The sequence below is a fragment of the Desulfovibrio sp. JC010 genome, assembly GCF_010470675.1.
In the GTDB taxonomy this organism is placed as follows: domain Bacteria; phylum Desulfobacterota; class Desulfovibrionia; order Desulfovibrionales; family Desulfovibrionaceae; genus Maridesulfovibrio.
Genome location: NZ_VOIQ01000010.1, coordinates 99,119 through 124,786 on the forward strand (window position 1 = coordinate 99,119; position 25,668 = coordinate 124,786).

17 protein-coding genes are annotated in these 25,668 nt (G+C 52.5%); 2 read left to right on the plus strand and 15 right to left on the minus strand.

Features of this window, described 5'->3' with window-relative positions; genetic code table 11:
- Positions 1–7: 7 nt before the first annotated feature.
- The 11 genes from FMR86_RS12610 to FMR86_RS20755 form a co-directional block, all read right to left on the minus strand.
- Positions 8–1,174: a radical SAM protein gene (locus tag FMR86_RS12610; protein WP_163351762.1), complete on the minus strand. Its 1,167-nt coding sequence runs from the start codon at positions 1,172–1,174 to the stop codon at positions 8–10.
- 9 nt (positions 1,175–1,183) lie between these two features.
- The gene (locus tag FMR86_RS12615) at positions 1,184–2,113 is read right to left on the minus strand and encodes a GNAT family N-acetyltransferase (protein ID WP_163351763.1); all 930 of its coding nucleotides are present in this window, start codon (positions 2,111–2,113) and stop codon (positions 1,184–1,186) included.
- Between the two features lie 99 nt (positions 2,114–2,212).
- Positions 2,213–3,817, minus strand: coding sequence for a hypothetical protein (locus tag FMR86_RS12620; RefSeq protein ID WP_163351764.1), 1,605 nt, complete (start codon positions 3,815–3,817; stop codon positions 2,213–2,215).
- A 4-nt stretch (positions 3,818–3,821) separates the two neighbouring features.
- On the minus strand, positions 3,822–5,114 hold the full coding sequence (locus FMR86_RS12625) for a hypothetical protein (RefSeq protein WP_163351765.1): 1,293 nt from the start codon (positions 5,112–5,114) through the stop codon (positions 3,822–3,824).
- Positions 5,115–5,122: 8 nt separating this feature from the next.
- Positions 5,123–6,007, minus strand: a complete 885-nt coding sequence (locus FMR86_RS12630; RefSeq protein ID WP_163351766.1) for a glycosyltransferase — start codon at positions 6,005–6,007, stop codon at positions 5,123–5,125.
- 12 nt (positions 6,008–6,019) lie between these two features.
- Positions 6,020–7,981: a radical SAM protein gene (locus tag FMR86_RS12635; RefSeq protein ID WP_163351767.1), complete on the minus strand. Its 1,962-nt coding sequence runs from the start codon at positions 7,979–7,981 to the stop codon at positions 6,020–6,022.
- Between the two features lie 72 nt (positions 7,982–8,053).
- Positions 8,054–8,989, minus strand: coding sequence for a sulfotransferase (locus tag FMR86_RS12640; RefSeq protein ID WP_163351768.1), 936 nt, complete (start codon positions 8,987–8,989; stop codon positions 8,054–8,056).
- On the minus strand, positions 8,935–9,750 hold the full coding sequence (locus FMR86_RS12645) for a hypothetical protein (RefSeq protein ID WP_163351769.1): 816 nt from the start codon (positions 9,748–9,750) through the stop codon (positions 8,935–8,937). Before FMR86_RS12645 ends, FMR86_RS12640 begins: the two co-directional genes overlap by 55 nt.
- Complete coding sequence (locus FMR86_RS12650; RefSeq protein WP_163351770.1) at positions 9,747–10,724, minus strand: hypothetical protein; 978 nt, start codon at positions 10,722–10,724, stop codon at positions 9,747–9,749. Before FMR86_RS12650 ends, FMR86_RS12645 begins: the two co-directional genes overlap by 4 nt.
- Complete coding sequence (locus FMR86_RS12655; protein WP_163351771.1) at positions 10,718–13,048, minus strand: methyltransferase; 2,331 nt, start codon at positions 13,046–13,048, stop codon at positions 10,718–10,720. The genes FMR86_RS12650 and FMR86_RS12655 overlap by 7 nt, the downstream gene beginning before the upstream one ends.
- A complete protein-coding gene (locus FMR86_RS20755) occupies positions 13,045–14,646 on the minus strand; it encodes a glycosyltransferase family 4 protein (RefSeq protein WP_163351772.1) in 1,602 nt (533 codons plus the stop codon). Before FMR86_RS20755 ends, FMR86_RS12655 begins: the two co-directional genes overlap by 4 nt.
- Before the next feature lie 129 nt (positions 14,647–14,775).
- Here FMR86_RS20755 and FMR86_RS12665 point away from each other — a divergent pair, with 129 nt between their 5' ends.
- Entirely contained in the window at positions 14,776–17,370 is a 2,595-nt protein-coding gene (locus tag FMR86_RS12665; protein ID WP_163351773.1) for an acyltransferase, read from the plus strand.
- Positions 17,354–19,333, plus strand: coding sequence for a radical SAM/SPASM domain-containing protein (locus tag FMR86_RS12670; protein ID WP_163351774.1), 1,980 nt, complete (start codon positions 17,354–17,356; stop codon positions 19,331–19,333). Before FMR86_RS12665 ends, FMR86_RS12670 begins: the two co-directional genes overlap by 17 nt.
- Before the next feature lie 73 nt (positions 19,334–19,406).
- Here FMR86_RS12670 and FMR86_RS12675 read toward each other — a convergent pair whose 3' ends face one another.
- Genes FMR86_RS12675 through FMR86_RS12690 form a run of 4 tightly spaced genes read right to left on the minus strand, consistent with a single transcriptional unit; the run spans position 19,407 to position 25,610 of the window.
- Positions 19,407–20,279, minus strand: coding sequence for a sulfotransferase family 2 domain-containing protein (locus FMR86_RS12675; protein ID WP_163351775.1), 873 nt, complete (start codon positions 20,277–20,279; stop codon positions 19,407–19,409).
- On the minus strand, positions 20,272–22,488 hold the full coding sequence (locus tag FMR86_RS12680) for a hypothetical protein (RefSeq protein WP_163351776.1): 2,217 nt from the start codon (positions 22,486–22,488) through the stop codon (positions 20,272–20,274). The genes FMR86_RS12675 and FMR86_RS12680 overlap by 8 nt, the downstream gene beginning before the upstream one ends.
- Positions 22,473–23,684, minus strand: coding sequence for a bifunctional 2-polyprenyl-6-hydroxyphenol methylase/3-demethylubiquinol 3-O-methyltransferase UbiG (locus tag FMR86_RS12685; RefSeq protein ID WP_163351777.1), 1,212 nt, complete (start codon positions 23,682–23,684; stop codon positions 22,473–22,475). Before FMR86_RS12685 ends, FMR86_RS12680 begins: the two co-directional genes overlap by 16 nt.
- An 18-nt stretch (positions 23,685–23,702) precedes the next feature.
- Positions 23,703–25,610 carry a radical SAM protein gene (locus FMR86_RS12690; protein WP_163351778.1) on the minus strand — a complete coding sequence of 636 codons (1,908 nt, stop codon included), beginning with the start codon at positions 25,608–25,610 and terminating at the stop codon, positions 23,703–23,705.
- Between the last annotated feature and the right edge of the window lie 58 nt (positions 25,611–25,668).

A 25,668-nucleotide genomic window follows, 5' to 3' on the forward strand; every position in this document is an offset into this window, starting at 1 on the left:
GACTTGACTACAAAAGTCCCCGGCACCGGCGGCAGATCGGAAAACGTTTATGCTGTTTCAGTTGCCTGCGGAATTTACGGTAGGCCGGGCCGTTCCAGATTTCTGCCAATCCCTGCTCATTGATATTGCCTAAAGGAAGCTGGATGCACCGGGTCATGGGAATAACTCCCCCGTCAGCAAGAATTTCCATCACAAACCATGGTATATAACACCGGGTGGGCCAGACAAATCTTTCCGGCTCACGATAGAAACATTTTAGATCAGCCAGTTTGAAATCAGGGGCAAAGTGAGCACCGGGAGTTGTTTTCTTGATGCGCGAGATCTGCTCGTGCAGCATGCCCACATCCACCTGTAAAAAATCGGTATCACCGGGAAGACCTGCCACCTGTGCCTCACCCACTCCAGCGAAATGAGTATTGTGTTCCTCTGCGGATGCCGGAGAGACAAAATTCATATGGCTGATGATGGCCCGATCATACAAACGCTGCGGCAGAACGGCAAAAAGGTCGGCCAGGGCATGATAGTTAAAATTGCTGATCGTGGTCAGAATAGTCACCGTGGGAAATTTGGTTCCAGCCCGCTTTTTGGCTTCATGCAACAACTTAAGCCCGTTGATGATACGGTCAAACAGTCCGGGCAAACCCCGAATCTCGTCATGAAGTGCGCCTGCAGCGTCGATGGAAACGCCCAGTTCACTGATTCCTGACTCCATTATTTCCGGAATCCGTTTTTCAAGGAGCAACCCGTTGGTCGTGGTTTGAAAGTCCATACCAAGGTCGGTTGTTAAGCGGGCCAATTCAAAAAGGCGGGGATAAAGAAACGGCTCGGTGGTAGTCACGGAAATACGCGGCTTGGGCCTGAACGATGATGCCTCCTGCAACAAATCTTTGAGCCTGTCAAAATCAAGGGAAGCTGAAGCACCACCGGGATTGAGATTATGGAAAAACGAGCTGTCCTCGTTTTTTTGACCAAAATCGCACATCTTACAACGCAGGTTGCACACAGAATTGACTGACAGAAAGATGGTCAAGGGCGAAAAAGCAAAACCATTCATGGGCAGGTAGGCGGGCAAGCCGTTTCTGGCCATGGTCAACAGGTTGAAATTGCGCCCCGCGCCCACATGCCTGAAGGCGTTGACCACAGCCTGATAGGGAATAAAAGAAGAATCGGACATAGTGCTATCCTATCTGATGACAAGGCGGGATGCCAGTTTAAATAAAGGAAGAGGGAGCCTGCGGAAAACGGCTCCGGCAAGAGCGTAGATGCCTGTAGTATGATCCAGATGGCTGATATCGCCTTCAACCGCATCTGAAACAATTCGCTTGCTGCCGCCCCACTTCAACTTGAACCTGATCAGGGATTCCTGACAGGGTGAATCCGATCCGAACTCAAATTTCTCCGCTCCAAGATTGAGACTGTGCAGGATAGCGTTCCACATAAGAAAATCATTGGCCCGCAATGCCCGGCCCTGATCCGAAGACCCGCCATAGGCATAGATGGCTGTTTTTCGGGTATGAAGCAGGATCATGCCCGCAAGCATCCGGCCGTCCTTGTCCGCGCTGAGAATTGAGCCGTGGCCCTGTTCCATGCAGGGAAGCAAGGCTTCAAATACCTCCTGTGCATATGCTGGAACGCCCAGACGTTTGCGCGTAAGCACAAACAATTCATAAAACCGGGTCACCGCATCCATCCCCGGAGGATGGACCGTGAAAACAAGACCGTTTTTTTTTCCTTGTCGCACAGCCCTGCGCTTTGAAACAGCACCCCACAGATCGTCACGGGTCCGCCCCTTGAGAGGAAGATTCACGTTGACCCCGCATTCCCGGCAATCCAAGGAGTCCACCCGGCAATCTTTCCAGATAAACCCGGCAAGATTTTGTTCCCGCACCATGGCTCTGGTTTTATTGAGAAACAGCGACACATGAGGACCGTGATCCGGCACAGGACCGCCCTTATCCCGCCACGGAACGGATTCAATGCGGTTTCCCTTGCGCCATTGCGGCAAATACCCCACGACATTTCCCTGATCATCAAATGCAGCCAGAGAAAGGTCTTCCAACCCGAAGGCGTACCCCACCGCCTCAGCGTAGCATGGCAGATGATAGGGAGACAACAAACCCTCCCGGTCCTTTAAAAAACCGTGAAGCGCGTCCCGTTGTCCGGGATTAATGTGGGATACGAGAAAAACATGCATGGCTCGTGTTGTCCGTAACTATGTATTAGTCTCGGAAAGCACACTTTCCGGTGTTTTAAGCAGGAACCAGTGCGGAGCCGGACCGTTCCACGATTCATTACCTTCGGGAATCCAACTCCGGTCACCCCAGAAAAAATAGCCCGCCTGACTGTACCCCTTCCGGGTCCACTCTACATCCAGAGTTGCATTTTCCACTTGGTAAATGAGCAGATAATCCGCTTTCCAGTAAGCGGCATTGCCGGAAGCTACGCTCACGTCCCTGCCCCATATAGTAGGAGGTGACTCGACATTGGTCTCCACTACGGCCCACCAGTCAGGAAAACAGTGGACACCTTTTTTTTGTGCAACAAAACAAGGCAGCTCGATAAGCACGCGGAAGCCGTCAAATATCCTGCCAAAATCGTGGTCAGGATCATTGAAGACCATAAGAATACGCTCGCCCGTCCGGACAGGAGCCAAAAAGGCTTCCATCTCGCGCAACGGCTCTTTGAGAGCAAAAGGGGCAAGAGCCGGGACCATATCGAGTACCCCACGAATGGAAGGAAAATTGGCTGTCCGGGCCAGAGGGGATGCCGCGATCCAATAGAAAGGAATGGTCCAGAATTGCCCCAGAGCCAACGTTTCCATGGTGGCTGTGGACAGAAGCAACATCTGGAAGGTCTGGTCGTCCCCAACGCGGCAGCGGGTGCGGTTGATTACAAATAGAACCAAAGCAGTGATAGTAAAAATGCCTATGTGACCCGTGGTGTAAAAAAGCCCTCCAAGAAAAAAAACATAGATAGCGAACTGGTATTTATTCCGGGAAGTAAAAGTGAGGTGGGCGGACCTGCGGTATTGCCCTTTGCTTTTATTAAAACCGACCAGAAGAAATACGGCCTTTAATGTGGCGCGGAGAGAACGGGCGTGAAATAAAGGCAGCAGGTGCAAGGCAAGCTTTACCGTAACCGGAATCAGAGCCAGAAGCGGCGCGATACTGCCCAGAGCCACGGCCTGTACCAGAGAAAGCGGATAGGCGAGAACTGCCACGTTAGGCCCCCCCAGAGAAACACCCAGCCATGCAAGGGCTGCCAATCCCCATTGCTGGGAGACCAACCCGAACAACCCCAGCGGAAACCAAGCCCATGACAGGGCGTTGTAATGCTGGAGCGCAAAAGTATTTGCATAAAAAGTAGTGGAAATCCCCGCCAGCAGCGTGACCATTCCGGTAAATGCCCAGCCGTGAGCATCGCCATAGGCCAGATGGGACAGCAGCCACATCCCCATCCCCAGAAGCACTACCATGCACGATGCGCTGCGGTAGGCGTACAGGGACGGAAGAGAATATTGAAAATTGGAACTCAGAGGATAGGCTCCCAACCCCATGGTGGGGCAGGTCCCGGTCCGCCCATAAAGACGCAAGGCGTCTGCCGGAGTAAAATAATAAAGACTGTTGAGACCGCCATGGACACTGAAACGATTATACTCGCCCACCTTTCCGTCCAGAAGGACGCGGCAATTCCATAGAGTACGGGCCAACTGCCATGGCGTAGTAACCAGGGACGTGAGCGGGGCCAATACCATGCATAGACGGCGGGCTTTAGCCGCACCTATATGTGGCTGGAGCCGGGTAAAGAGACCAATCATCGTTTTATCCTTCCACTCCAAGCTGTTCAATTAAAAACAAAAAATCATCACCCCAATTAAAATCACTGCCGAGGGTGTGCGGATGCCACAAAAAGGAAGCCTGTCCACGCACATCGCGCACTTCCTGCACCAGTTCCGCCACACGAGAACGTCTGTCCTGAGCATTATCATACCGCCCGCTAAACAACTGCGAATCCATCAACACAAGGGGTTGAGCTTTGAGACGAAGTAAACGCCCCCCACTCTCATCCCACGGATGGAAACGCAGGGCCGCGCCATTGCGGAAACCGGAGAGATCATTGAAGCCGAGGGTGGAATCCTCAAGCAATCCTGCCTGTTCCTGTGCTTTCCATGTCTCTGCAAACGAAAATCTCAACCAGTGCTGACGGCATGCGGCAACCCGTGCCCCGGCATACTTTTCCAACGCTTCCCGCTCCCGGAACAACTTTTGCAAATCTCCCCAGCTGCCGAACGAAGGATGCAATCCGATTTCCCAGCCATAGGTGCGACACAATTCCCGCAGTCGCTGTGTCCGGGGATCGTCCAGCCCGTACGCGGGGTCGAACAGGGTGCGCTGTAAAAATGAAGTATCGTCCTGCCGGGCATGAATATGACAAATTTTGCGTAACGAAAGCGGAGCAGCCGCCTTTGCCATTATTTCAAACAGATCGTAGCTGCCCGTTGAAAAAGCAAAACAAAACGCATCGCCAAGATGTGAGAAGCATGCCCGCGCCCGGCTCTTCCCGGCAGACCGGCAAGCGGACAGAAGCCTGAATGCCGTCTGTTTACCGCGAATAGCCCATGTTTTTTCCAGAGCATCCACATCGCAGGTCAACGTAATCTCCACATCCGGCAACGGGCCGAGTTTTTCCTCGTCACAGCCAAGTTCACGGGCAAGCCACCGCCGCAGAAAAAGAGCCATGCGGTTAACCCAGCAACGCTCCCAAATGACCGGATCAATCGTATCAAGCCGTGAGCTTTGCGAATGGACCGGACCGAAATCATCCTCAAAACGCCGTTCCGCCTGACAATGCAGATACCAGAAAGAGGCTCCGATCCAGTCCGTCAGCCGCCACGGTTCCCCTTCTCCGGGCTCGACACATCCTTGGGGAACGGGAATTGTTCCCGTCGGGGAAAGGCCTTTCGCCCACTGGGGCAGCGCGACATAGCGCAAAGGAAAACCACTGCCGTCAAGCGTCTGCTCCAACCGATCAGGAATGGGCAGGGAAGCTGGCCCCCGGCTCATGGCAGACCAGTAACGCTCAAGGGCCAAAAGGGTTGCGTCGCGCGGTTGCATATTCCGGACTATCCGCCGATACGGCAAATCGCAGGTCGGTCCGAAGGAACAGCATACCGGGAAAATGCCTGTTCGCGCGATTTTTTATATGTTGGTGCCAGTTTTTTGTAATAGCTTCTCCAGCCGCCAAAGGGCCAGTGATATATAAAGGCCATGACCAGATAGCCGAGAGTGGTCAGGCTGGTGATCATTTTACTCTCTGACGGTTTCAAATCGTAGCGGAGTACGAAGGGCACTTCCGCAAAACGGCAACCGAGCAGTTTCAGTTTGACGATCATTTCCAGTGTAGAGGTAAACCCCAACCCTTTGAGCTGAATAAAGCCATTACCGAAAATCCCTATGGCATCCTTGATTATGGATGCCCGGTAAGCCCTGAACCCGCAGGAATAATCCTTTACCTGCGGCAGGTTAAAAATGACGCGCATGAAAAGATTAGCCATATAGCTGATAAAAGCACGGTAGCCGCTTACCCCGGTCTGCCCTCCACCCGGTTGAAAGCGGGAAGTATTGACCGCGTCGTACCCTTCAGCCATCTTGTCGAGCAGAGCCTTAATGAACATGGGATCGTGGGTAACATCGCAGTCCAGACGGACAATGACATCCTCGGCCCCGGACTTCTGCGCAATGAATTCAAAGCCGTCCCGCTCAGTCTCGCCTAGCCCCCTGTTGATAACATGGGTAAGCACTTCCAGAGGATATTCTCCGGAAAGCCGCTCAAGCAGGGGCGCGCTGTCATCAGTACTTCCGTCATTCACCACCACAATCCGGTATTCCTGCTTCAGCTCTTTAAAAACATCATCAAGCTGACTGAATAAAGTGGCAAAAGATTTTTCCTCGTTAAAGGCGGGCAGTAAAACCCAAACAACCGGAATTTTCATTGCAGACTCAGCCATATTCACCTCTTTTTATTTCTTCAAAAATTTCTGATAATAAAGGCAATCAGGTGAACAGACCTGTTCAAATGATCCGGCATAAAAATGTTCTCTGGCTTCCCTGAAAAGATCATTGTTCCAATTTTCCAGTAATGATCCCGATGACTTGATGGGAATGTAGCGGAATTTCGGCAGACTGTTATGACAAAAACAGGCATTAATCGGCGAAGTCATCCGCATCCAGGTAAAAGGCATGGCGCACGGGTAACCTTTCAGTTCAATATCACCGCCTCCCCACGCTAATCCGGCGGGCGGGCAGTGCTTTGCCAGCCCGTACTCTTCATAAAGTTCCGGCCTTTCCCGGAGAACCCTCGTTGCAACTTTGCCGATCAGGCAGTCGAGCCCCAGCCGGGCAGCCCGTTGCACCGCTTCCACTATTGCCGCACACAACCGATGGGCAACATCATCATCGGTCAGATCGACCATCATCGAGTGAAAGGAGCGTGGGGTGAGAGTCCAGCAGAGCCAGTGAAAAGTAACCCCGCCAGCACCCAGTTCTCCGGCAAGAGAAACAAAATCAGCCATCTCATCGATATTATGTCCCATGACAATAAAGCTGAGGGAAAGCGTGGGATGGGTATACCCCAGTTTCTCCCTGCGCTGCGTAAGGGCGGAAAGGTTGCCGACAACTGTTTCCCAATTGCTTCTGGTCCGGACCAGCTCGTAATTTCCTTTCGTAGCGGCATCCAGCGAGCAGGCCACATGGTACAGACTCTCGGCCATCACATCGATATCCCGGGACGCCAAGAGCATGTTGGAAGCCAGCGAAATCTTAAGGTCCGGAAACTCCGCCCCTTTTTCCATGAACAGTCTGGTGGTTGGGTGCAAAAGCGGCTCTCCGCCGCTGAGCGAAAGACTCTTTGTTCCGCCAAGGGTTGCCATTATCTGATGCAGGTGGATGGGTGAAACCGTATAATGTCTTTTGATGTCCGAATAATCACAAAAACGGCAGCGTATATTGCAGCGGCTGGTTACCTTCAGCATATAATTCAGCGGCAGCGTTTCCAGCACGCTTTGCTTCGCATCTATCAGGGAAAGCAGTTTCCGCTCACGCTCTTCGGCCGTATCATCCGGGAGACCGCTGTCATCAAGCCGACTGACAAGTGAATAATCATCCTGTCCGGCCTTTGCCAGCAATTCGTCCATTCTGCCAAGTTCTTCATGGCGGGCTTTGACGACCACAATCGCGTGTTTAGTTCCGGGAACCGAAACAACCTCGGCATGCGGACATCCGGCAACCTCCAGCGTTTGAAAAATATCCTCTTGCGCCATATCCTGTTTATCTGCGCAGAGGATCAAAAGCACGCCGCCCTTTTTCAGTGCGGCACACGCAGTGAAAAGCTCCTGCCGGGAGGAACCTATGTCCATCAGGGAAAAACTTTTTTTTATGATGATAAAGTCAAAAAATTCCGGCTGCAGCGCCAGATGATCTTCGCCTCCGGCAACAATTTCCACATTATGAAAAAGCCCTTTCTTGCGCCAGCGTTGTAGCAAATCCTGAGCATGCATGGCGTACTTGCCGTTGGAATCCAAACCCAGAAGGGAGGCGGGATTCCATCTATGTGCCGCGTACAGCACATCATATCCCCAGTCACAGCCGAGCACCGCTCCCGTCAGTCCTCCGACATGCGACCGCCCGAGTTTCTGCGCCACATAGGTCATTTTTTTATCCAAAGCTGCAAAGGCACTCACCGAACAATAGCTGGTCAGGCAATTTCGTTCCATGGTCTCGGGATCGCCGCCCCGCTTTTCAGTCTGTTCCGCGCTGAGGCTCCGCCTAAACCAGCCATGCAAAATTTCCCGGCCTTCCCGCGCCCAACGAGGCAGAACAGGCAGACTGTCACTCATCCCCTCAAGCGCGCGGCGGCATGCGGGAGAGCGGCCTGCCGCAAAAATCGCAATACGGGAAATTATGGGTATACTGGGGCTGTTCAACAACGGCAAAACCTCCGAAAAATATAATCGCTACCAAAAACACGCTAAATGCATGCACCACGAAATCAACTCTCAATCCACATAATCCAAGATGCTCATTGTATCCGCGCAAACATCCAGTATGGCGGCTTCTTCTCCACTGCTCAGCCCGCGCCTGCCGCTCCCGATACCATCAGCATGCAGAGGGCGGCGCAATCCGGCAAGATGGTCATACCGTCCGGCCTGACGCGCGGTGTCATCCGTGCAGTAAAAATCAAGTGCCCCTGAAAGATCCATCTGCAAAAAAGAAGCCAAGCCTTCGAGAATTTCCCCCGGAAGGGTAACCAGATCTTCATACCGGATATCCATGCTCTGTACGTCCGGTCGGGCGGAGAATTTCAGCCAGCTGGTGACCGTAAAAAGCCAATCTTCTGCCAAGCGGCGCAGCCCGGAAGAATTATCCCCGTCCTCAGCGCACAACTGAGGCATGAGGTGCTTGAGTGTTGACGGCAGGGAATCCCGGGGGTCCCGGTGGATCATGACAAACCGGGCCTCTGGCCAAACGCGGGAGTATTCTTCTGCATATGCCGCATCGCCCAGAATCTTGAAGCCCCATGAACCGGCCTGTTGCAATTCAGCGAGCCTGTTCATGAGCCGATCCGCCAGATACGCGCGGGCGAAAAATTCGCCGGAGAAATTACCTGTTTCCAGCCCCGTGGCTTCCTCACCCGAAACAAAGTCAACAGGCCCGGTCCACGCCCCCAGATTCATTGGAGTCAGGTCAATCCCGGCGCAGACAGCGTCGTATTCTTCGCCGTTAAGCCCCAGCGAGGAAAAAATATTCCGGGTATACCTCCCGGAAAGTCCGGTCACAAAGCTCGGCTTGCGCAGATGCAATTCATAACCCTGCACATGTCCGGGAGCGCAACCGAGCATGGCTGTGAGCAGAGAAGTCCCGGAGCGCGGCCAGCCGCCTATGAGGACCGGAGTACCAGATAGGCTGGCCGGAATCCCACTTTTCGTTTCCATTTATTGAGTCCTCCTTCAGGGGAAAACGGATTCGCACCGCTGTACCATGGGCCGTAATGCAGTATACCCGGCGGGAGGGAAAGCGTCATGCAGGCATCAAGAAAACACAGATGCAACAAATGCATGACATCGTATTTACGATGCGCCGCATGAGCCATGATTTCATCATACTGCACATGTTGACCTACCCTTTTACCCAAAATATACGCAGCGAGAACTCCGTCCGGAGAAAAGGCCCCTATACAAATGTCCTGATACATGGGCTGGGAATAGGGCACATATTCCGGAAAATCATGTTCAGGGCCGCGGGCAAGAATCCCACTCTCTATAGGCCGCCCCTGCCGGACGGATGCGGACTGCACCACTTCCCAGATGCCTTCGGCATGTTCGGCAGGGTTGATGCGGCGGCAGATATACCCTTCTTTTTCAGCCTTTACACCTCGAAGACGATACCGGGTTTTTCTGTCAACCCCGGCAAGATAGGTTTGCACATCCACTGGTGGGCGTAAAATAGCCGAGAGCAAAATACGATCCGAAGCCCCGGGAACATCAAGATATTCGGAATGTCGCTGCGCCGGATACGGTGCCCCCTTCCACGCAATCCAGTTGTCTGCTTTTTCCCGGCAGCGGGGATCATCTGTCTCCGGCGGTGACAATGCGATAACCTCAGGTTTGCCGTACAAGGCCAGATCATCTTCAGTTAATTTCTGGAAACGTTGGGGCTTTTTTTTAAAACGGGAAAACAAACGGTTCCAGATCATGGAGCACCCTCCACATAATGCTGTGGATGCAGCAGAAAAAGAAGAGGCACCGAAGGCAGCACCTTGACGAGCCCATCCAGCCCAGCACTAAAAAAATCCAGATTCCGGGTCCCGGTAAATGGAGGCTCCAGCATACCACCGCCTTTCAGCGGAACCAGCTCACGGGCCGCAGTACAGGTCAACGCCCCCGGAGGCTGATGATCGGCCAGTTTCAAATGCTTCATGGAATCAGGCTGCAGGGTCACACTCAAAGTCCCGCTCTTGGCAAGCCCGTTGTCAGATATATAGTTAGTTACCATGAAACCGTTTTTCCGGGTCCATAGCGGCTGGTCGATCCAGGTGTCAAAATTCAAAGACTCCAGGCTGATCCGGTTCCTGCGGATGGACTCTGCAAGCTCGGGATGCACATTGGAAAGCTTCGGAAAATCAGGCTGCCGCCCCAGTTCCGCAAAAAAATCAAAGGCCGTCCCGAAGCCATTCTCATCCAATCCCTTATAACGGGAATTTCCGTGAATGCTGCCCGTGACAGGCTTAATTCCATTGGCGGAAAAAACCGAGAGCATTTCCCGGAGGATATCTTCCAATGAGCATTCCTGTCCGGAGATGAGATAATGCGGATCCAGATGCACACCTGTTTCATGTCCCATGCCCTCCAGCTCGCGCATGGCCGTTAACTGCTCTTGCGGCGACAGTCTGCCCAGATTGGCAGGATGGTCCGGAGCAAGAAAAAGGAAGGCCGCAGGCAGTGAACGTTTAGCCAGCTCACGCCCGAAACAGATCAGCTCTTTCGGTCCGACGGCATGCACATCACAACGCAGCAGGACAAAGGGGGAGGCCTCACCCCTTGCTTTCCTGTCCAGAGAGCGGGATAAGATAAATTCGGCCCGTTCATCCCGCAATTGTTCCAGCAGAAAAAACAACCGCTCCGCTCTTTGGTTCAAGCGGGAAAAACATCGCAAAAATTTCTTTAACATAATCTCGCCGTCATTGCGTAGTAAGGAAAAAAGGACCGCTTGGGGCGACGCCATGAAAAAGGTGATCCTCCCGGCAAAAAACGGACATTGCCGAACCCGGCTTTTTGCAACATGGTGCGCAACCGGACCGGGGAAACATAATCCAGATCGGAAAGCTGTCGCCGCCCCAGCTTGCGGGCAACCATATCCCCAGCTGTTCTGGGCAGCCAATGCACGAAGGGCAACTTGGTAAACGGCTCGCGGAAAAACCACGGGTTAAACTGGTAAAAGCAGACCGCTCCGCCGGGCACAAGACTTTTGCGAATATTTTCAATGGCTGCCCGCTGACGCTCGCGCCCTACGATATAACAAAAAGTATTGTTGAGGATTACAGCATCATATTCCCTTTCGCCGGGTGCATCCTCCACATAATCCAACTGCCGGAAAGAAAGAAACCGGTTCAATTCGGGATGTGTTTCCAGCAATGCGTCACCCAGTTTCAAAAAACGTGGATTAATGTCAAATCCGGTCACCCGCGCTCCACTCACCCGGTGCAGGCCGAGAGCACAAAATCCAAAACCGCAGCCAAGCTCCGCCACATGATGCCCGGACGACAACCGAAGCCCTCCGACAAGCATGCGGGTTCGCCCCGTTAGCATTTCAGTATTCACGCGCAATGTTCCGGCTGCCTGCTCCCGCGTCATACCCTGAGCCTCGAAATCCTGAACAATCAGCCGCTCAATGGTCGGAAAAAAACGCTGCAGCCGATCCTCTTCATGCATTACCTGCCCCTTGCCTGTTTTACGATCCACCTCAAACCTTACAGCTCCCTCCGGGATAGAAAAATTTTTGCTCCCGACGCGGTCAGAAAATCTTATTGCAGCAGCGTGGCTCAGCGGCCGCTCGAACTCCAGCACGATTCGATCACCGTCATGGCTGACCCGGCTGCTCGCTTTTAAGGTTGCGTTCCATTGGCAGACAGTGCCGAGCGGTGCCTTCCAGACGGAACCAAAATCCAATTCACCCAGCAGTTCCGCCAACTGCGGCAGGTGGATATCAGGGTGATTCATGACCACACAGTGCGCTCCTTCCCGCAAACGGGTCGGAAGATAACGCAGCAGCAGCTCCAGGTTATGCGCCTCCGGCTTCATGCCGGTATCCAGACTGCTGTGAACACCGGGAACCATAATTCCAGAGGCTCGCGGCACCCCGCTCCCCAGATTAAACCCGCAGTGGGGCAATTTGTTGTCCTTGCCCAGCAATTCTCCGTAACCGAATCCGTTTTCCTCTCCCCATGCATAATGGGTCGCACCCAGGTATCCTACACCTCCGCGCCCCCCATGCGTCGTAAAACCGGACACAGGCTCGCCCATGATATTTTCAAGACGTTGCTTCTCTTCACCCAGCCCCACCGCTGAAGAGGCCTCGGTGTGCAGCGCAATTTCATGCCCGCGCTCCCGAAGCAGAGATATAAGTCCGGCCTTGGCCGTCCGGGTCAGGAAAAAGAACGATGCCCGCAGTTTCAGCTCGTCATAGGTTTGTAAAATGGACGCAAGATCATCCGCACCGACCGGCCTGTCCATATCATGACGAACAGAAAAAGCAGCAGTATATCCTTCAGGCCAGTCATGAGCGCGCAGTACAGGACATCCCGCCTCTGAAAAAAGACGCTCAGCCTGATCCATGAGCCAGCCTTCCAGCTTCCATGTGGGACGGTTGACTTCCATGGAGTAGTACCCCGTATCTCCCAGTGGAGGCAGGCTGTGCTGGTACACGGATATATCAAAAAAAGGAAATCCTAGAACAAGCCGCACTCCGTCCGTCACGGCGACGATGCCTTTTTTGCCGTCCGGGGTCACCCCGTGCAACAACGGTTTCCATCTCTCATCGGGCTGGAAAAACTTCACGGAGAATTCACCCCGGCACCAACGTGAATCTTGGGGACTAAATGAGAACGGGTCTGAATAATCCTTACCTTTGGCAGGAATCTTACGCACTTTGCAGCTGGAATAACCGCAACCGATGTTAAGCTCCTCCAGAAAAATATCTGCCGCGCTGGTTTCAATGCATTTCACATCCAAAGCCGCACAGACACTCGCGTCCAACGGAGCTTCAATAACTAAAGGAGAGTTCTCCCATTCTGACCGCCACACCGTATTACGCCCCAGAAAACCATACGCAGCCCCCCGAAGATCGCCATAAAAAGGGTCAACCCCCAACAGTCCATGCTTCCTGACCACCAGATCGAACGCGCCGCTCAGATACCATGCGTTTTCATGCTCCTGAAGGCGCAAAATTTCCTGCCGGGACGGCAGAATGAGAGCCGGGACAGAGTTTGCCGTCATACTCCGGCCCTCCTTTGAACCTCAGGGAATTCATACATTTTAAGCAGACGTTCGGCGTAAACATGCCAGTTGTCGCGGGCAATGAAGGCACGGCAGTTGGCAACCATTTTCTGCTCTGCACCTTCGTCAAAGCGGGCCACAGCTGCGGCGATACCTTCCGCTGTCACCGGGTCATCCAGCAGCATCCCTATGCCGCACTCTTCCACCGCGTCTTTCAATACGGGAAAAGGACTGGCCAGAATAGGAACACCCGCATTGGGATATTCCCACAATTTGTTGGGGGAGCAAAACCAGTGATTGAGGCAGACATTTTCATAAGGAATGGCCCCAAGCGAGGCACCGCTGGTCCACAAAGGCAGCTCCGACTGCGCAGCGGGAGGAATAAAACGGATACGGGTTCCTTGCGGATCTACTTCATGGGCAATGGAGCGCAAAGCGGATTCATAAGCACCCCATCCCATCATGACCAGCACCCATCCTTCAGGCAGCAGCGGCCCGGAACGCACCAGAACATCCAACCCGCGAAACCGGGCGAACCCTCCCTGATAGAGCAGAATGCGGGTGCCGGATTCAAGCCCCGCTGCACGGTGCAGCCGTCCGTCCGCTGGAACAACCTCGGCCGGGAAGGTCGCATTCCTGATCACTACGGCCTCCGGCAGGGCCGGATATTTAGCGGTCAGAAAATCAGCAATATGATCGTTAACCGTTATAAAACGGTCAACATAAGGCGCAATCTGCCGTTGCAGACGGGCGTAATACCAGCGTTGAAAAGGAGTGAACAGACTCAGCTCTTCATAAATCTCATGACTGTCATAGGTAAGCTCACAGCCGGTCTCCCTCTTGTGCGCCACCCCGATAGGCATGCTGTTGAGGTCGTGGCAGTGCACAATTCCGGGCGCATCTTTTTTCAACGCACCCCGGATTTCATGTCCGACAATGCGATAAAAGACATATTGCGAAAGGTACTTCTGCAAGGGAAAAGCATTCATCAGAGCCGCCAGCCGGGACGGCTTCGAAACGGCCTTTACTTTCGGAGGTTTTGAAACGGCAGTTTTTTTTACTGCGGAGGACCTGGGAGCTTCGGAAGACTGCGCGGAAGCGGAAGGTTGTGCGGCAGTGGCGGCCCCGATTTTCCGGTTTCGTTTACTCTGGTCATAGCTGGCATACCGGTTGAGCATAAAATGTGCTCCCTTGACGGTAGCCAGAGCAAAAAAAAGCACGCCAACAACGTAAAGCAGTATGAAAAGCGGACCGATAGAGCCTACAGCCCGGTAGACGATATCCTGAACGGCCGCAGTGAAATCCCTGTTAAGGATTACGCCGAGAAGCAGCAGGCAGAATAACCCGGTTCCCGCAGCAAAGGTGAACGCCGCCCCCCGCAGCAGAAGAAGCTTGTCCTTCTTTTCCTGCCATGGGACGCGGACAATCCGGGTTCCTGCAGGCAGAAGATTTTCCGCCCGGCTGTCCCGCACATCCTGAATGCCGTAGATGGTAACCTTGTGCCCTGCCGCAGAAAGAGTTTCTGCTTCCTTGATCACTCGGGCGTCATGGCTTACAGAATTAAGAACAACCATCCCAATGGCGTTATTTTTTATCACAGAGAAGTGACCTCCTAAACCGAAAATGTCAGAAAATTGTACCTACACCTTTTATGAAGCAAAATAAATACCATTTTCCACAAGACCTTGGCATATCGTCATCTATTCAACGGTTATACGGAGTCGCTGATGCATAATGAACGCTCATGGGAAGAGGTTCAGACAGAACTTGCCGACCAGTCAGGAGAATCGGGAATTCTTGCACGGTCCAAAGCATACAAACCATATTTTCTGCGCTTCGGACGGGGGGTGCGCATTGAGGAAGGCTGCCGTTTTTCCCACCCCGGACGCATCGTTCTGGACGACGATACCCGCATCAATCAGGGCGCGCTCATTTACGGAAGCGGCGGCATCCGCCTGGGGCGGCATTGCCGAATCGGGCCGAGGACCTTCATCCACAGTGCCAACCATGACATTTCTCCCTCTGCAGAAGCCTTCTTTGAAAGGGGATATGAATACGAGCGGGTTGAAATCGGCGACAACTGCCTGATTTCCGCCAACGTTTCCATACTGCCCGGCGCGCGTCTCGGGGCAGGCTGCTTTGTCTCCTGCGGAGGGGTCGTACCCAGAGGGCTTTACGAACAGAACTCCTTCCTGACAGGGGTTCCGGCCAGACCCCGTCCCCGCCCCACTCCGGAATGGCATGAAGCACCCGCCATAGCCGTCATCGCCGCCCCTGAAAGCCGCGAAGCAGAAGCCGCCCGCCTGCTCGTCACCTCGCTGGGGTTGCCGCAGGTCCGGGTTTTCGCCCCGGACAGCCCAATACCCGACTCCGTCCATGCCACACTCCGGCTGGACGGCAGCGAAGCTGAAGACGACCAGTGGAGCATATCCTTGCCTGGCCGTATTCTGGACGGCGACGCCCGGTTGACCCATCCATTTTCCATGGCGGACACGCCCCTGCCGTCCACGGGACAGCACCTTGTCTACCCGGCGATTCCCGAAAACACCGCCCCGGAAACGCGGGCAGCGATCCTGAGCCTGCGGGCAGTGCTCAAACGCGCGGAAAAAGGCACGGCAAACGCTCCCGAGGAACTGCTTATACTCCTTTGGGCCTTTGCCAGACAACACTCCACTTCTCTGGAACCGTTTCTGGACCGCCTTGCGGCACCGCACGGGCTGGACACACAGCCGACCACAAACAGCCTGATCCGGAAAATACTGGACAAAGCGTATGGAGAAAAAAGACTCAAACGGACGCTTTTAACCACTCTCACCGCTGCAGGATTTCCCGGCGGCGCAAGCGTAGCGGCCCGGATTTGCAAAAAATATTTTTCCAGCAGCCATGAAATTGTTTTCGCCTTATGCCTGCGCTGCCGCACCCTGCTCCGGGCAGTCTGGAAAGAGCGGGCACAGCGGCTGTTGAAAACTCCCGTTCCGCCGGTCCTCGGCCTGTACGGGCTTGCGGCTGTTATGCATGGGGAAACCGAAATCCACCAGCAGATCCTGTCCCGGCTGCTGAGCGAAGATATGTATGATGCGGAGACCGGCCTTATCCGCAACCGCAGCAACAGCGCATCCTATTGTTATTCTCCCGTGTTGAGCGGCTTTCTGGCCTTGACCGCTGATCAGGATATCATAGCTGATCGACTCTGCTCCACAACTGTCCGTTCCCGAAGCTGGCTGGTTTATGAAGATGCTGATTCAGACTGGAAAATCTCCACGGAACACGGAACCGGAGCTTACGTATCACCTGACAGACGCCAGATCTCCAGCTCCCTGCTGACAAACTGGCTTGACTCGCTGACTGTCCCCGATCTTGAGGACGGCAGTTATGAACTCAACGAAAACAATTATTCCCCGAACGCGCTTATACTTGAACAATGCTGGCTGGCCCTGTTCCGAACCATGGCAGCCGAATCCGGAATCACCCTTGCGCGAATCCTTCCATGGCCGCAGGGGTACGAGAACGCCTTAAGCATCACCTTTGATGTGGACCGCAACACTTCCGTAGAACAGGCACGGAGCCTGCTTGACTGCCAACGCGAGCACTATAACAGCGCATGTGCAAGCTGGTATTTCATTTCAGAAGCTGAGCACAGTTCCGGAATTCCCGAATTCGTACGCAACAACATGCAGGAGTCGGGCGTTCACGCCCTTGGCCGCCGGAACGAAACACAGGGCTGCGGCGTAACCTTCCACTCCGGCCTGCGTTCGGATTATTGGGAAGGAACCAGAAGCATTGAATGGCTGGAGCGCGATAACGCCCTGTACGGTGAAATTCTCTCCAGTCAGATCGGGATTCCGCGTCCGACTCTGATCGACCACGGTAACACCTGCCGGGTGACGGATGTTTGGCTCCTGCCCATACGATTTCCGTTGGAGGGGGCCACTTCGGATAATTCTTTGGACTATTTTGACCGTCTGGGGCCACGATTTGAGGAGCTGCTCCGTCTTGGAGGGCATGCCATTATCTGCACCCACCCGGATCTGCGGCACGGTTTGCTCGCCTCCCTTGCCGAGCGACTGGACATGCGCGCCCTGTGGCGGGTGCCTGTGGAGGCAGCTGTGGAGCGTTGCCGCCGCCTGCTTTCCTACGGCGCAATCTCGACAGCAGAAACAAAAGACGGCGGGTTCGCGCTGGTCAGCCGCTACACCATAGCCGATGTACAGGTAGAGTTATTTGCTCCCGGAGCTAAAAAGAGCCGCCGCATCTGCATTCAGATGAACAGCGGTTTTCCACGCGAGGTGGAGTCGTGTCGACAAGTTGAGCAAAACACATGATCTCAAAACAAAGGTTTCAATGATTACTGAAACACTACACAAGATAATCTCCATGGCAGTAGCCCAGATTCGCTGCATTGGACCCGACGCAGACTGGGTGCGAGACGCAGTAGACGCCATGCGCCAGTGGAACAACCACGAACTCCGTAGACAAACCGAAAAATACCGGGGACAAAAAGACGAAGACAGCCATATCCGCTCCTTTTGTTCTCCCAAAGCCTTTGCCGCTTTTGACCATATAGCATCAACTGCGTCCAAAGCCACAAAAGACGGAGGCTCCATAAAAGGAAAACGGGTTCTGATTCTAGGTTCAAGCTGGGGCCTTAGACCCATGTACCTGAACAGGGCCCGGAAACCGGAACACATGTTGGCTCTGTGCTTTCACGGACAGTTTTTCCCTGTGGGGAAAAAGATATTGGAACGCTACTCACAAAGATTTACAAACCTGCACATTGCAAAAGCGGGCCTCTCAATCCTTGAGCGTAACGAACCGTTTCACATCGGTATAGTTACGGCAAGCATGCCCTTTCACGATACTGAAGATGCCCGCATGGAATTAATGCGTATAAGCGAAAGCATACTGCCCGGCGGCGTACTCGCGTTTACGAATTTGAACACTCTGGAAGGCATGTCCTATACAGACCTGTCCGCGACTTTGGAGGCTTTCGGGTTTCGCGCCGTGGCAGTTAAGCATTCTTACCTGCAACTTTTTAGAAAAGACGCCCCTGTACAGACTGCAACAGCGCAGGAAGCCCTGACTATGACCGGGCAGGATATCGACACTCGCATATCCAGAATAAAAACAACTGAAAAAAAAAGGAAAGAGTCGGTAGAAGAACGAAAGGCAAAAATTGCACGGCATATCCAATCAGCTGAAACAAAACTTTCCACACTTCCAGCTTCATATCTGCTCAATGTTTCATCGATATGCAATCTCAAATGCATCTTCTGCGGCTACCCGGACAAATTGCGGCATCATGCTATCTCCGAAACTTTGCTGCATCAGGTTATAAACGGCATTGGCGGTACAGCGGCAATAACCCTGACAGGCGGCGAACCCCTGCTGAACTCGATGGCATGGAAAATAATAAATACAGCTGCCGACTACCCGGATTTAAACTTGTCAGTAACCAGCAATTTGAATCTCCGAAATCTGGATGTGGCAAAAATTGCACACGGCTGTTCCCATATCAATAACTCCATTGACGCAGCCTCTGCTGAAACATACAGCATAATGAGACAAGGCGGAGACTGGAATCTCCTTAACGAAAACCTGTCACTTATAGAGCAATACAAAAAAGAAAATAACCAGCAGCATCCAGAACTGCAGATTAACTTTATCGTCACCGGCCACAACTATTCTGAACTCAGCGCATTTGTTGATTTCGCAGCTGGACACGGCATCAAGACCGTCGATTTCAAATGGCTGCTCTGGCAGGATACCCCCAGAATAACGGATCAGGCCCGCGTTAGGATTGATGATATGGAAGTAATGGCAACCTTGTGCCGGGAAATGAAGCTGGCAGATGAACTGGCCTCGCGGAACGGCATACGTATAGGATGGGAAAAAGTACCTTTTGCCATAAAAAAGTTCACGCCCGGTCTGTATGAAAAATTTGAACTGGATAAATTGAAATCTTATACAGATATGATGAGCGGAAGAACATCCGACAATCAGAAACTGCTGCAAACCATGCCTGACGGCTGCATGCCGTGCATTGCACCATTTTCCCGCTTACAAATATCATCTCCCCCGTATGCAAGTTTCTGCTGCCATGCAAAACCCGAATTTACATACATACCGATTGATACAAAAAAATCCATACTTGATGTTTGGAACTCGCGGCAATTTCAAAAGGCACGCCGTCTATTCCTTGAGGAAAAATATTCCGAGGTCTGCCATCCGGAATGCAGGCTTTATCAGATTTATCTGAAAACCCATAAAGCGAAGGGTAGAAATTGATTATAAAAAACAAGATGCAGCACGTTCAAATCATAAAAACCAGCGTGACCTACCTGTTGTATGAAAGCCCGGATTACCGGATATTTGCGTTTTCATAAATATCCAGATCATCAGCAAAAACATCGCTCAGTATCTGGCGCAACTCATTGTCATAGAACTCGCTGTAATACGGAAAAGACTTGAAGACTGCCCCCTGTTTGTAGGCCAACAATTCACTGAACGGGATATCGGCAAAACACTCCTTTCCCGCCTGTCGGACATGTTCTCCTTCAGGAACGGTTACGGAATTATAAGTCGGTTCGTGTCGGAAGCCGTATTTCTTATTCAATGAATGTAGATATTCATTCATACGTTCCAGACGAACCACATCATCGACCCCGCCCCGCTCCCAGCAGGACAAAGTGGATTGCCGCCGCCAGATTGAAGCCATATTGTCAAAGTCAACCTGCTGTAAAAAGTGCATAAACTGACGAAAAGTGAGATTTTTTTCCGTCACATCTGGCCCCAGAACCGTGGAAAGATTCTTTAATTGCGCCTCGCTTGGATAATTCACCGTATGCAGATAGCTGCTCACGGCTCTGTCAAAGGGATCGCGGACAACAACAAACTTGTGCAGACTATCCCAATTTTTTTCCAATCCCTGTTCAAGCTCTTCACGGTGGGTATCCACCCAATCTTTTCTAAAAGCTGCCACAGAAACGCCACGCAGCCGATATCCCATATTGGCGAAAAACCACATCGTCACAGATGTGCTGCCGCACCGAGGCCTGAAAAAAGCTGCAAAGCCTTTTTCAGAATTCAACACCCAGTCAAGCATGGCCCCGCGCTGGGCAGGCGGAGAAAAAGGATAATTCTCAGGCGTAACCCACGTCTCATGCCGGCTGGCTATTTTTTCCCGCACCCGATTCAGACAACGCAGGGGAAACTTCAAAATATCATTACTCATGAATGTTAAACCTCATTTGTGAACAGGCGGGAAAATCAAACCAGACCATTATGCTGCCGCGTTTCACCGGTCTGGTCGAGAGAGTCGCGTCCGGTGATGTAACGGAAGCGGCCCGGATTAAAAAACTGCACCCGGGAATGGATTTGCCGCCCCGGTTTTCCAAAGTAAAAGAATTATGATCCAAAGCTGTTATTTCCAAAAATGCCAATTTCAACCAGTAACCCATGAGAGTGTCAACAGTGGTGATAAGCAACTCCCCCTTATCGGCCTGAACACGCATAAAGCGAAGCACTTTGTCAAAAGATTTGGAGATAGTATAAAATCCGTTATTACAGTCAAGATATCCAAAATCCTGCCCTTCCTTTTCAATATACGGGTAATAGGACCTATGGATACTCACCCCGTATTCCCTGATCAGCCGCCGGATCGAGGACGAAGTGTAATAACGCCCGGGACATGAGCAGGAGGCCCATGTGATGGACTCGCCATCCGGCAGAGGAGATTTCCAGTACAGGGGCGTGGGTGTGTAGGTTCCACTTTCATTGTGCAGCAGGTTGATCTCATGCCGCTCCATAGGTGCAAAATCTTCTGACGAATCCTGCCAGAAAAATTTAATGCCGCAACTCCTCCAAGTCGGCACCATATAATATTCCGAAGATGGGTCCGTACCTTTTGCACCAACGCATACAGGGCATTTATGCGCACCGTGATCTATCCAGACCGGACTGCCGTATCTGTCCGCAATTTCCTTTAAAGCCCGTTGATTATCACTCGCCGAAGAATGCCCGGGGGAACTGGTATGCAGGCAAATATCATGCCCCAACCCGCGAAGGTCATCCAAAAACAAGCGGAAAGCCTCATTATCGGCATAGGCAACCATCGGCTCAGTATATTCCGCCGAGCCGGATGAACCTCCGTGCAGACAAGGTTGACCGGTCGGATTGTTGTAAAAAACGCTTTTGGTGACCACATGACCCTGACCGACAAATCCACCGGCGGCATGCGCCGGAGACTCGACATCCTCCGCACCGTAATAAACCGCCCGCTGGGACTTCATAAGCGCAGTATCGGCATGCTCGGTCCAGACATGGCTTGCGCTGTACCGTCCGGGAGTATGCATAATCCTCGGCGGGGATACCTGATTAGGCCCCACAAACAAACGAAACGTATAGCTGTGTTCTTCACCGGCACGCCGATACGGTGCTGATTTATCCTTGGAGAGGAGAAAACGGCCGCGCCCCCTGCTGACCAGACGATGCCGCTGGCCCATGAAATTTTCCGCATGCAGCACCAGCGCATGTTGTCGGCTCTCACCGACACAGCCGCGATACTCCACCATGGACATGTCCGTATTGCGCAAACAGGTCCATTTAGCCGATTTTCCGGCAAACCGGGCCCCTTCTTTCCAAAGCCAAAAATCACATTTCGAATCTTTGGCCCCCGGCTTAAGCATATCCCCGTTCTTGAGATACAATTCCTCAGGGGGACAGGACGTAAGCAATGCCAGCCGCATATGGTCCAGAAGTATTGACCGCGTATGCCGCACAGTCATGCGGCAGGTCAGGCTGTGCCCCGTTGTGTCCGGAATAAAAACCAGCCGCAGTTCAAGATCATCATAGGAACGTTCCACAACCAGAGTCTCAATGCCGTCTTCCTGCTCAAGACGGACAAGCTGATTCCGCCAGCGAACCTGCTGGTTCAGTTCTTTAAACACTGACGGCGATATTTTCAGACTTTGTATATAACCGGGAAGATCACGATCAATAACAATGACAGATTCCGCTTCATGCAATTCTTTGATGCGCACGGGCACGTAAAACGAGGACCTGGTGGAACGTCCGTACACCGGCATGTATACCCGAACACAGTCCCCGACACTCAAACCCTGCACAGTATTCAGATGCAGAATCGGCCCTTTGCATTCTTCCACGCAGTCATACACGCGGCACTGCTTGTATGAGAACTGCATATCATCAATAAGCCGTTCCATTTCAGGAGTAAGCAGCTGCACGCAATCCCCGGAGAATTCCAGAAAATAATCAGCAACCCCAAGCCGGACTTTCTCTTCGCCGTCATTTTGCTTAACGGGGGGAATCACAGCATCAAGGTCATCGGCAAAAGGAAACTTCAACGAACGCGGGACAAGCCCCAAACGACGCCTGACAGCCTTTCTAAGCATAAAGAAATAATACATTACGGTGTAACGCATACAGTCCTCAACAGCTCCTTAATCAAGGACATCACCGGATGCGTCAACTTCCGGCCGTCACGTGCTGCCACAGCCAGCAAAATGAAATGTTTTGCTGTGTCAAAAGAAATTCGTTTACCGCTGACCGGATTAAAATATGTAGGCGACCCCACTGTCTTTTCCAAAAGTGCATTGAACTCATCTGCGCTGAACTGCTCCGCTCTATCTGAACCGCTCATCCCCGAAGGCCGCTCTTCCACCACTATGATGCCGTCCGGGCTCAACATGGAGGCTGCCGTGTGCAGAACCTGTTCGACCTGCTCCCTGTCGCAGAGCAGCAGACTGCCCCAGAAAGTGATGCAGTCATAAGTCCCGCCCAGCTCGCTCAAATCCTCCATTCGCCCCTGCTCAAATCTCAAGTGGTCTTCCAGCCCGCAAGCCGGGGCAAGCCAGCGGTTGCCCGTGACCACCCGGTTCTCCATTATATCCGTAACTGTGACGTCATGCCCGCGCTCAGCCAGAGCCGCCCCCAGAAAACCAAATCCTCCCCCCACGTCAAGCAAACGTATCCGGCGTGAACCGAAAGCCGCCCGGAAGACAACATCCATGAGGAAAGCGTTGAGCAGCACCCGCTTCAGGTTATTACAAAAAACAAGCTCCGCGGAATGGGCATAATCTTCATCTGGGTCCGAAAACAGATTACCGCTCTCCAGCATGCTGTTTCTGAATCCGGCAAAATCATTTGCCAAACCATACACCCTTCCCGGAAGCTTACGCAAATCTTCCTCAAGGCCCTCACCTTTTCGGGTCAACCGCCAAAAAGACCGGGCACCGGGAGCTCTCTCGACCCGACAGGACGGAAGCCAACGGCACAATCTCCACAAGACAAGCCGCCGCTCCATGGATGACGGCCAGCAACCCAGCGAAACGAAAATTTCGGAACCATCTCCCATGTCGAGTAGCTTCTGACCGAAATAAGCAGCAACACCCGCATCATTGGGCAAGGGAACAGCGGACTCGAAAAAACAGGCAACCTTACACTTCGAAGAAAGCGGAGCACACAAATTGGCATCCCCGCCTGCAATCGGAGTCATGCTCCTCCCCGCATGGGAAAACCAGACAATGGAATCCGCCGGGACCTCCTTTCCGCACAATTGGGAAAGACGTCCCCGCAAATGTGCCCGGTCAGCCTGAGGATGGTGATAGAGAGCGATCATACGAACTTCCTGTAAAGACTATACATCAACCATGCAGCAGGCTGTCGTGTTTTCCGGCGTCACCTTATCCAGATCCGGGTACGCAATGTAGATATCCACACTGGCATTATCCTGTATGACTATTCCCGTATCATTAACTGCTTCATGGGCGCGGGCGAGGTGTTCCAAAGCTGTCCGGCCCAGTTCACGGGACGACCTGACATCATCTTCCGGGGAAACCCCCATTTCTTTGTATTCATAATAATTCATTATTTGCAAAACAACTTTATCTGCTCCTGATTCAGCGGCAAGTCTGACAAAATCCGAGACTTCACTCATGTTTTCCCGCTGCATGCAGAATGTCCAATCTATCTGGGGAAGCTCTGACCTACGTTTAGACGCAAGGGCAGATGTAACGCCGATAATTTTTGTTAAATCACTACCTTTTCTGATATTGCTGTGTGTTTGCGAAGTAGCCGCGTCAACAGAAAAAGAAATCACACCGAACTGTTCAAGTATCCTGTCGATCCAGTACGGGCTGTTTATCAAATTCCCGTTGGTGGAAGCCCGTAACTTTAACTGCGGATACCTGGCAGCCTCATCACACAGCCGCTTCATGGCAGGAAAAAGGAAAGGTTCCCCGCCTGTCAGGCACAGGTAGGTCAGATAAGGCATGGCCTTTATCACTGCCTCCAACGCGTGATCGGTATAACGAAAACGGGGCTTCAGGATTAGAGAACACATGCGGCACTCCAGATTGCAGGCGTTGCCAAGAGAAAAAGTCAGAAGCAAAGGATAGGTCCCGGAAGGCAGTTTGCCCGTTTTCATTCCCTGCCTCAGACGAAGAATGTTTTCCCTGAACAAAGGAGTACATCGGTCAAGCTCCTCATCCGAATAGCGCAACGGAGCATAAAAGTCATACCGTGACTTCAATGATGTCTCCCGCCCTGCCAAATGGTTTTTGTACATTGGGCAAACGGAGGAGCAAACTCTGGCTGCCTGTCCGGAAACCATCAACTGCCGGGCATAATCCAATTTCTGCGATGCAAGAATATCAGCGATATCCATTTCCGCGCCGGGAAAATAGTAAGTCTGGTAAAATTCCTTCCGCGCCCAGCAGCATGCCTGATATGTTTGATGGTACAGTATCAGGTTCGTCCAAAAGTAAGTACAAAACGGATACTCCGTCCCAGTATTCTTATCGACATCAATACACTCAGGACGCAATTTCGGCTGCGGTTTGCCGATAATACCGTGCAGCATTTCACCATGGACAACTTCGACCGACTTCACACCGAAAGCTGAAAGCACTGAAATCCGACGCTCCTTTTCTTCGGAAGAACTGTTTGCAGGAAGAAGCCAGAACACGTGGCTTCCCGGCTTCCCTATGCGCAATCCGTTCCACAACACATCCTGATAATACTCCGTATCCTTAAAACGGAAATGCGCGTCGATAAGAACCATGTCCGCTGATCCGGGCGGACGGTCACACCATCGGTCATCGGTATACAGAGACAAGCGGTCGAATCCGGGCGTGTTCGGAAACTTAACCTTGATTTTCGCTGCAGCTGCGATGAATCCGCACATAATATCCGTCGCAACAAGGGAAGCAGGTTGCCAGTGAGTGGCAAAATGCAGGCTGGTAAAACCCCATGCACACCCCATATGCAAAATGTTCAAATCATGAAAATCATTACGTCCCATGCGCGAAAGGATTCCCTTGAGACGCGCGTCAAACTTCCAAAAGCCCCGCTTGCCGAGAAAATTCTTCACACAATGGCTGACCGCAGGCTCCTGAAGAGCGGATTCGGCATCAGGAGCCGAACTTCCCCCGTAACTGATAAAACGCTCAGCAACCGTCACGGCGGCAGCGTCCTTCCATGGCCGGCTTGCCCGCAAGGAGGATAAGGGTGGAATTTTTTGAAACATTCCGCTCAACAAACTCATGAAACTGCTCCTTTTATATCGCTTCCCGGCACTATATGTGACATGGCTGAAAAATCAA

Excerpts from the sequence above, each read along its gene's own strand:
- FMR86_RS12610 (WP_163351762.1), bottom strand. The coding sequence starts at position 1,174 with ATGTCCGATTCTTCTTTTATTCCCTATCAGGCTGTGGTCAACGCCTTC.
- FMR86_RS12620 (WP_163351764.1), bottom strand. The coding sequence starts at position 3,817 with ATGATTGGTCTCTTTACCCGGCTCCAGCCACATATAGGTGCGGCTAAA.
- FMR86_RS12625 (WP_163351765.1), bottom strand. The coding sequence starts at position 5,114 with ATGCAACCGCGCGACGCAACCCTTTTGGCCCTTGAGCGTTACTGGTCT.
- FMR86_RS12630 (WP_163351766.1), bottom strand. The coding sequence starts at position 6,007 with ATGGCTGAGTCTGCAATGAAAATTCCGGTTGTTTGGGTTTTACTGCCC.
- FMR86_RS12640 (WP_163351768.1), bottom strand. The coding sequence starts at position 8,989 with ATGGAAACGAAAAGTGGGATTCCGGCCAGCCTATCTGGTACTCCGGTC.
- FMR86_RS12645 (WP_163351769.1), bottom strand. The coding sequence starts at position 9,750 with ATGATCTGGAACCGTTTGTTTTCCCGTTTTAAAAAAAAGCCCCAACGT.
- FMR86_RS12650 (WP_163351770.1), bottom strand. The coding sequence starts at position 10,724 with ATGTTAAAGAAATTTTTGCGATGTTTTTCCCGCTTGAACCAAAGAGCG.
- FMR86_RS12655 (WP_163351771.1), bottom strand. The coding sequence starts at position 13,048 with ATGACGGCAAACTCTGTCCCGGCTCTCATTCTGCCGTCCCGGCAGGAA.
- FMR86_RS12665 (WP_163351773.1), top strand. The coding sequence starts at position 14,776 with ATGCATAATGAACGCTCATGGGAAGAGGTTCAGACAGAACTTGCCGAC.
- FMR86_RS12675 (WP_163351775.1), bottom strand. The coding sequence starts at position 20,279 with ATGAGTAATGATATTTTGAAGTTTCCCCTGCGTTGTCTGAATCGGGTG.
- FMR86_RS12680 (WP_163351776.1), bottom strand. The coding sequence starts at position 22,488 with ATGCGTTACACCGTAATGTATTATTTCTTTATGCTTAGAAAGGCTGTC.
- FMR86_RS12685 (WP_163351777.1), bottom strand. The coding sequence starts at position 23,684 with ATGATCGCTCTCTATCACCATCCTCAGGCTGACCGGGCACATTTGCGG.
- FMR86_RS12690 (WP_163351778.1), bottom strand. The coding sequence starts at position 25,610 with ATGAGTTTGTTGAGCGGAATGTTTCAAAAAATTCCACCCTTATCCTCC.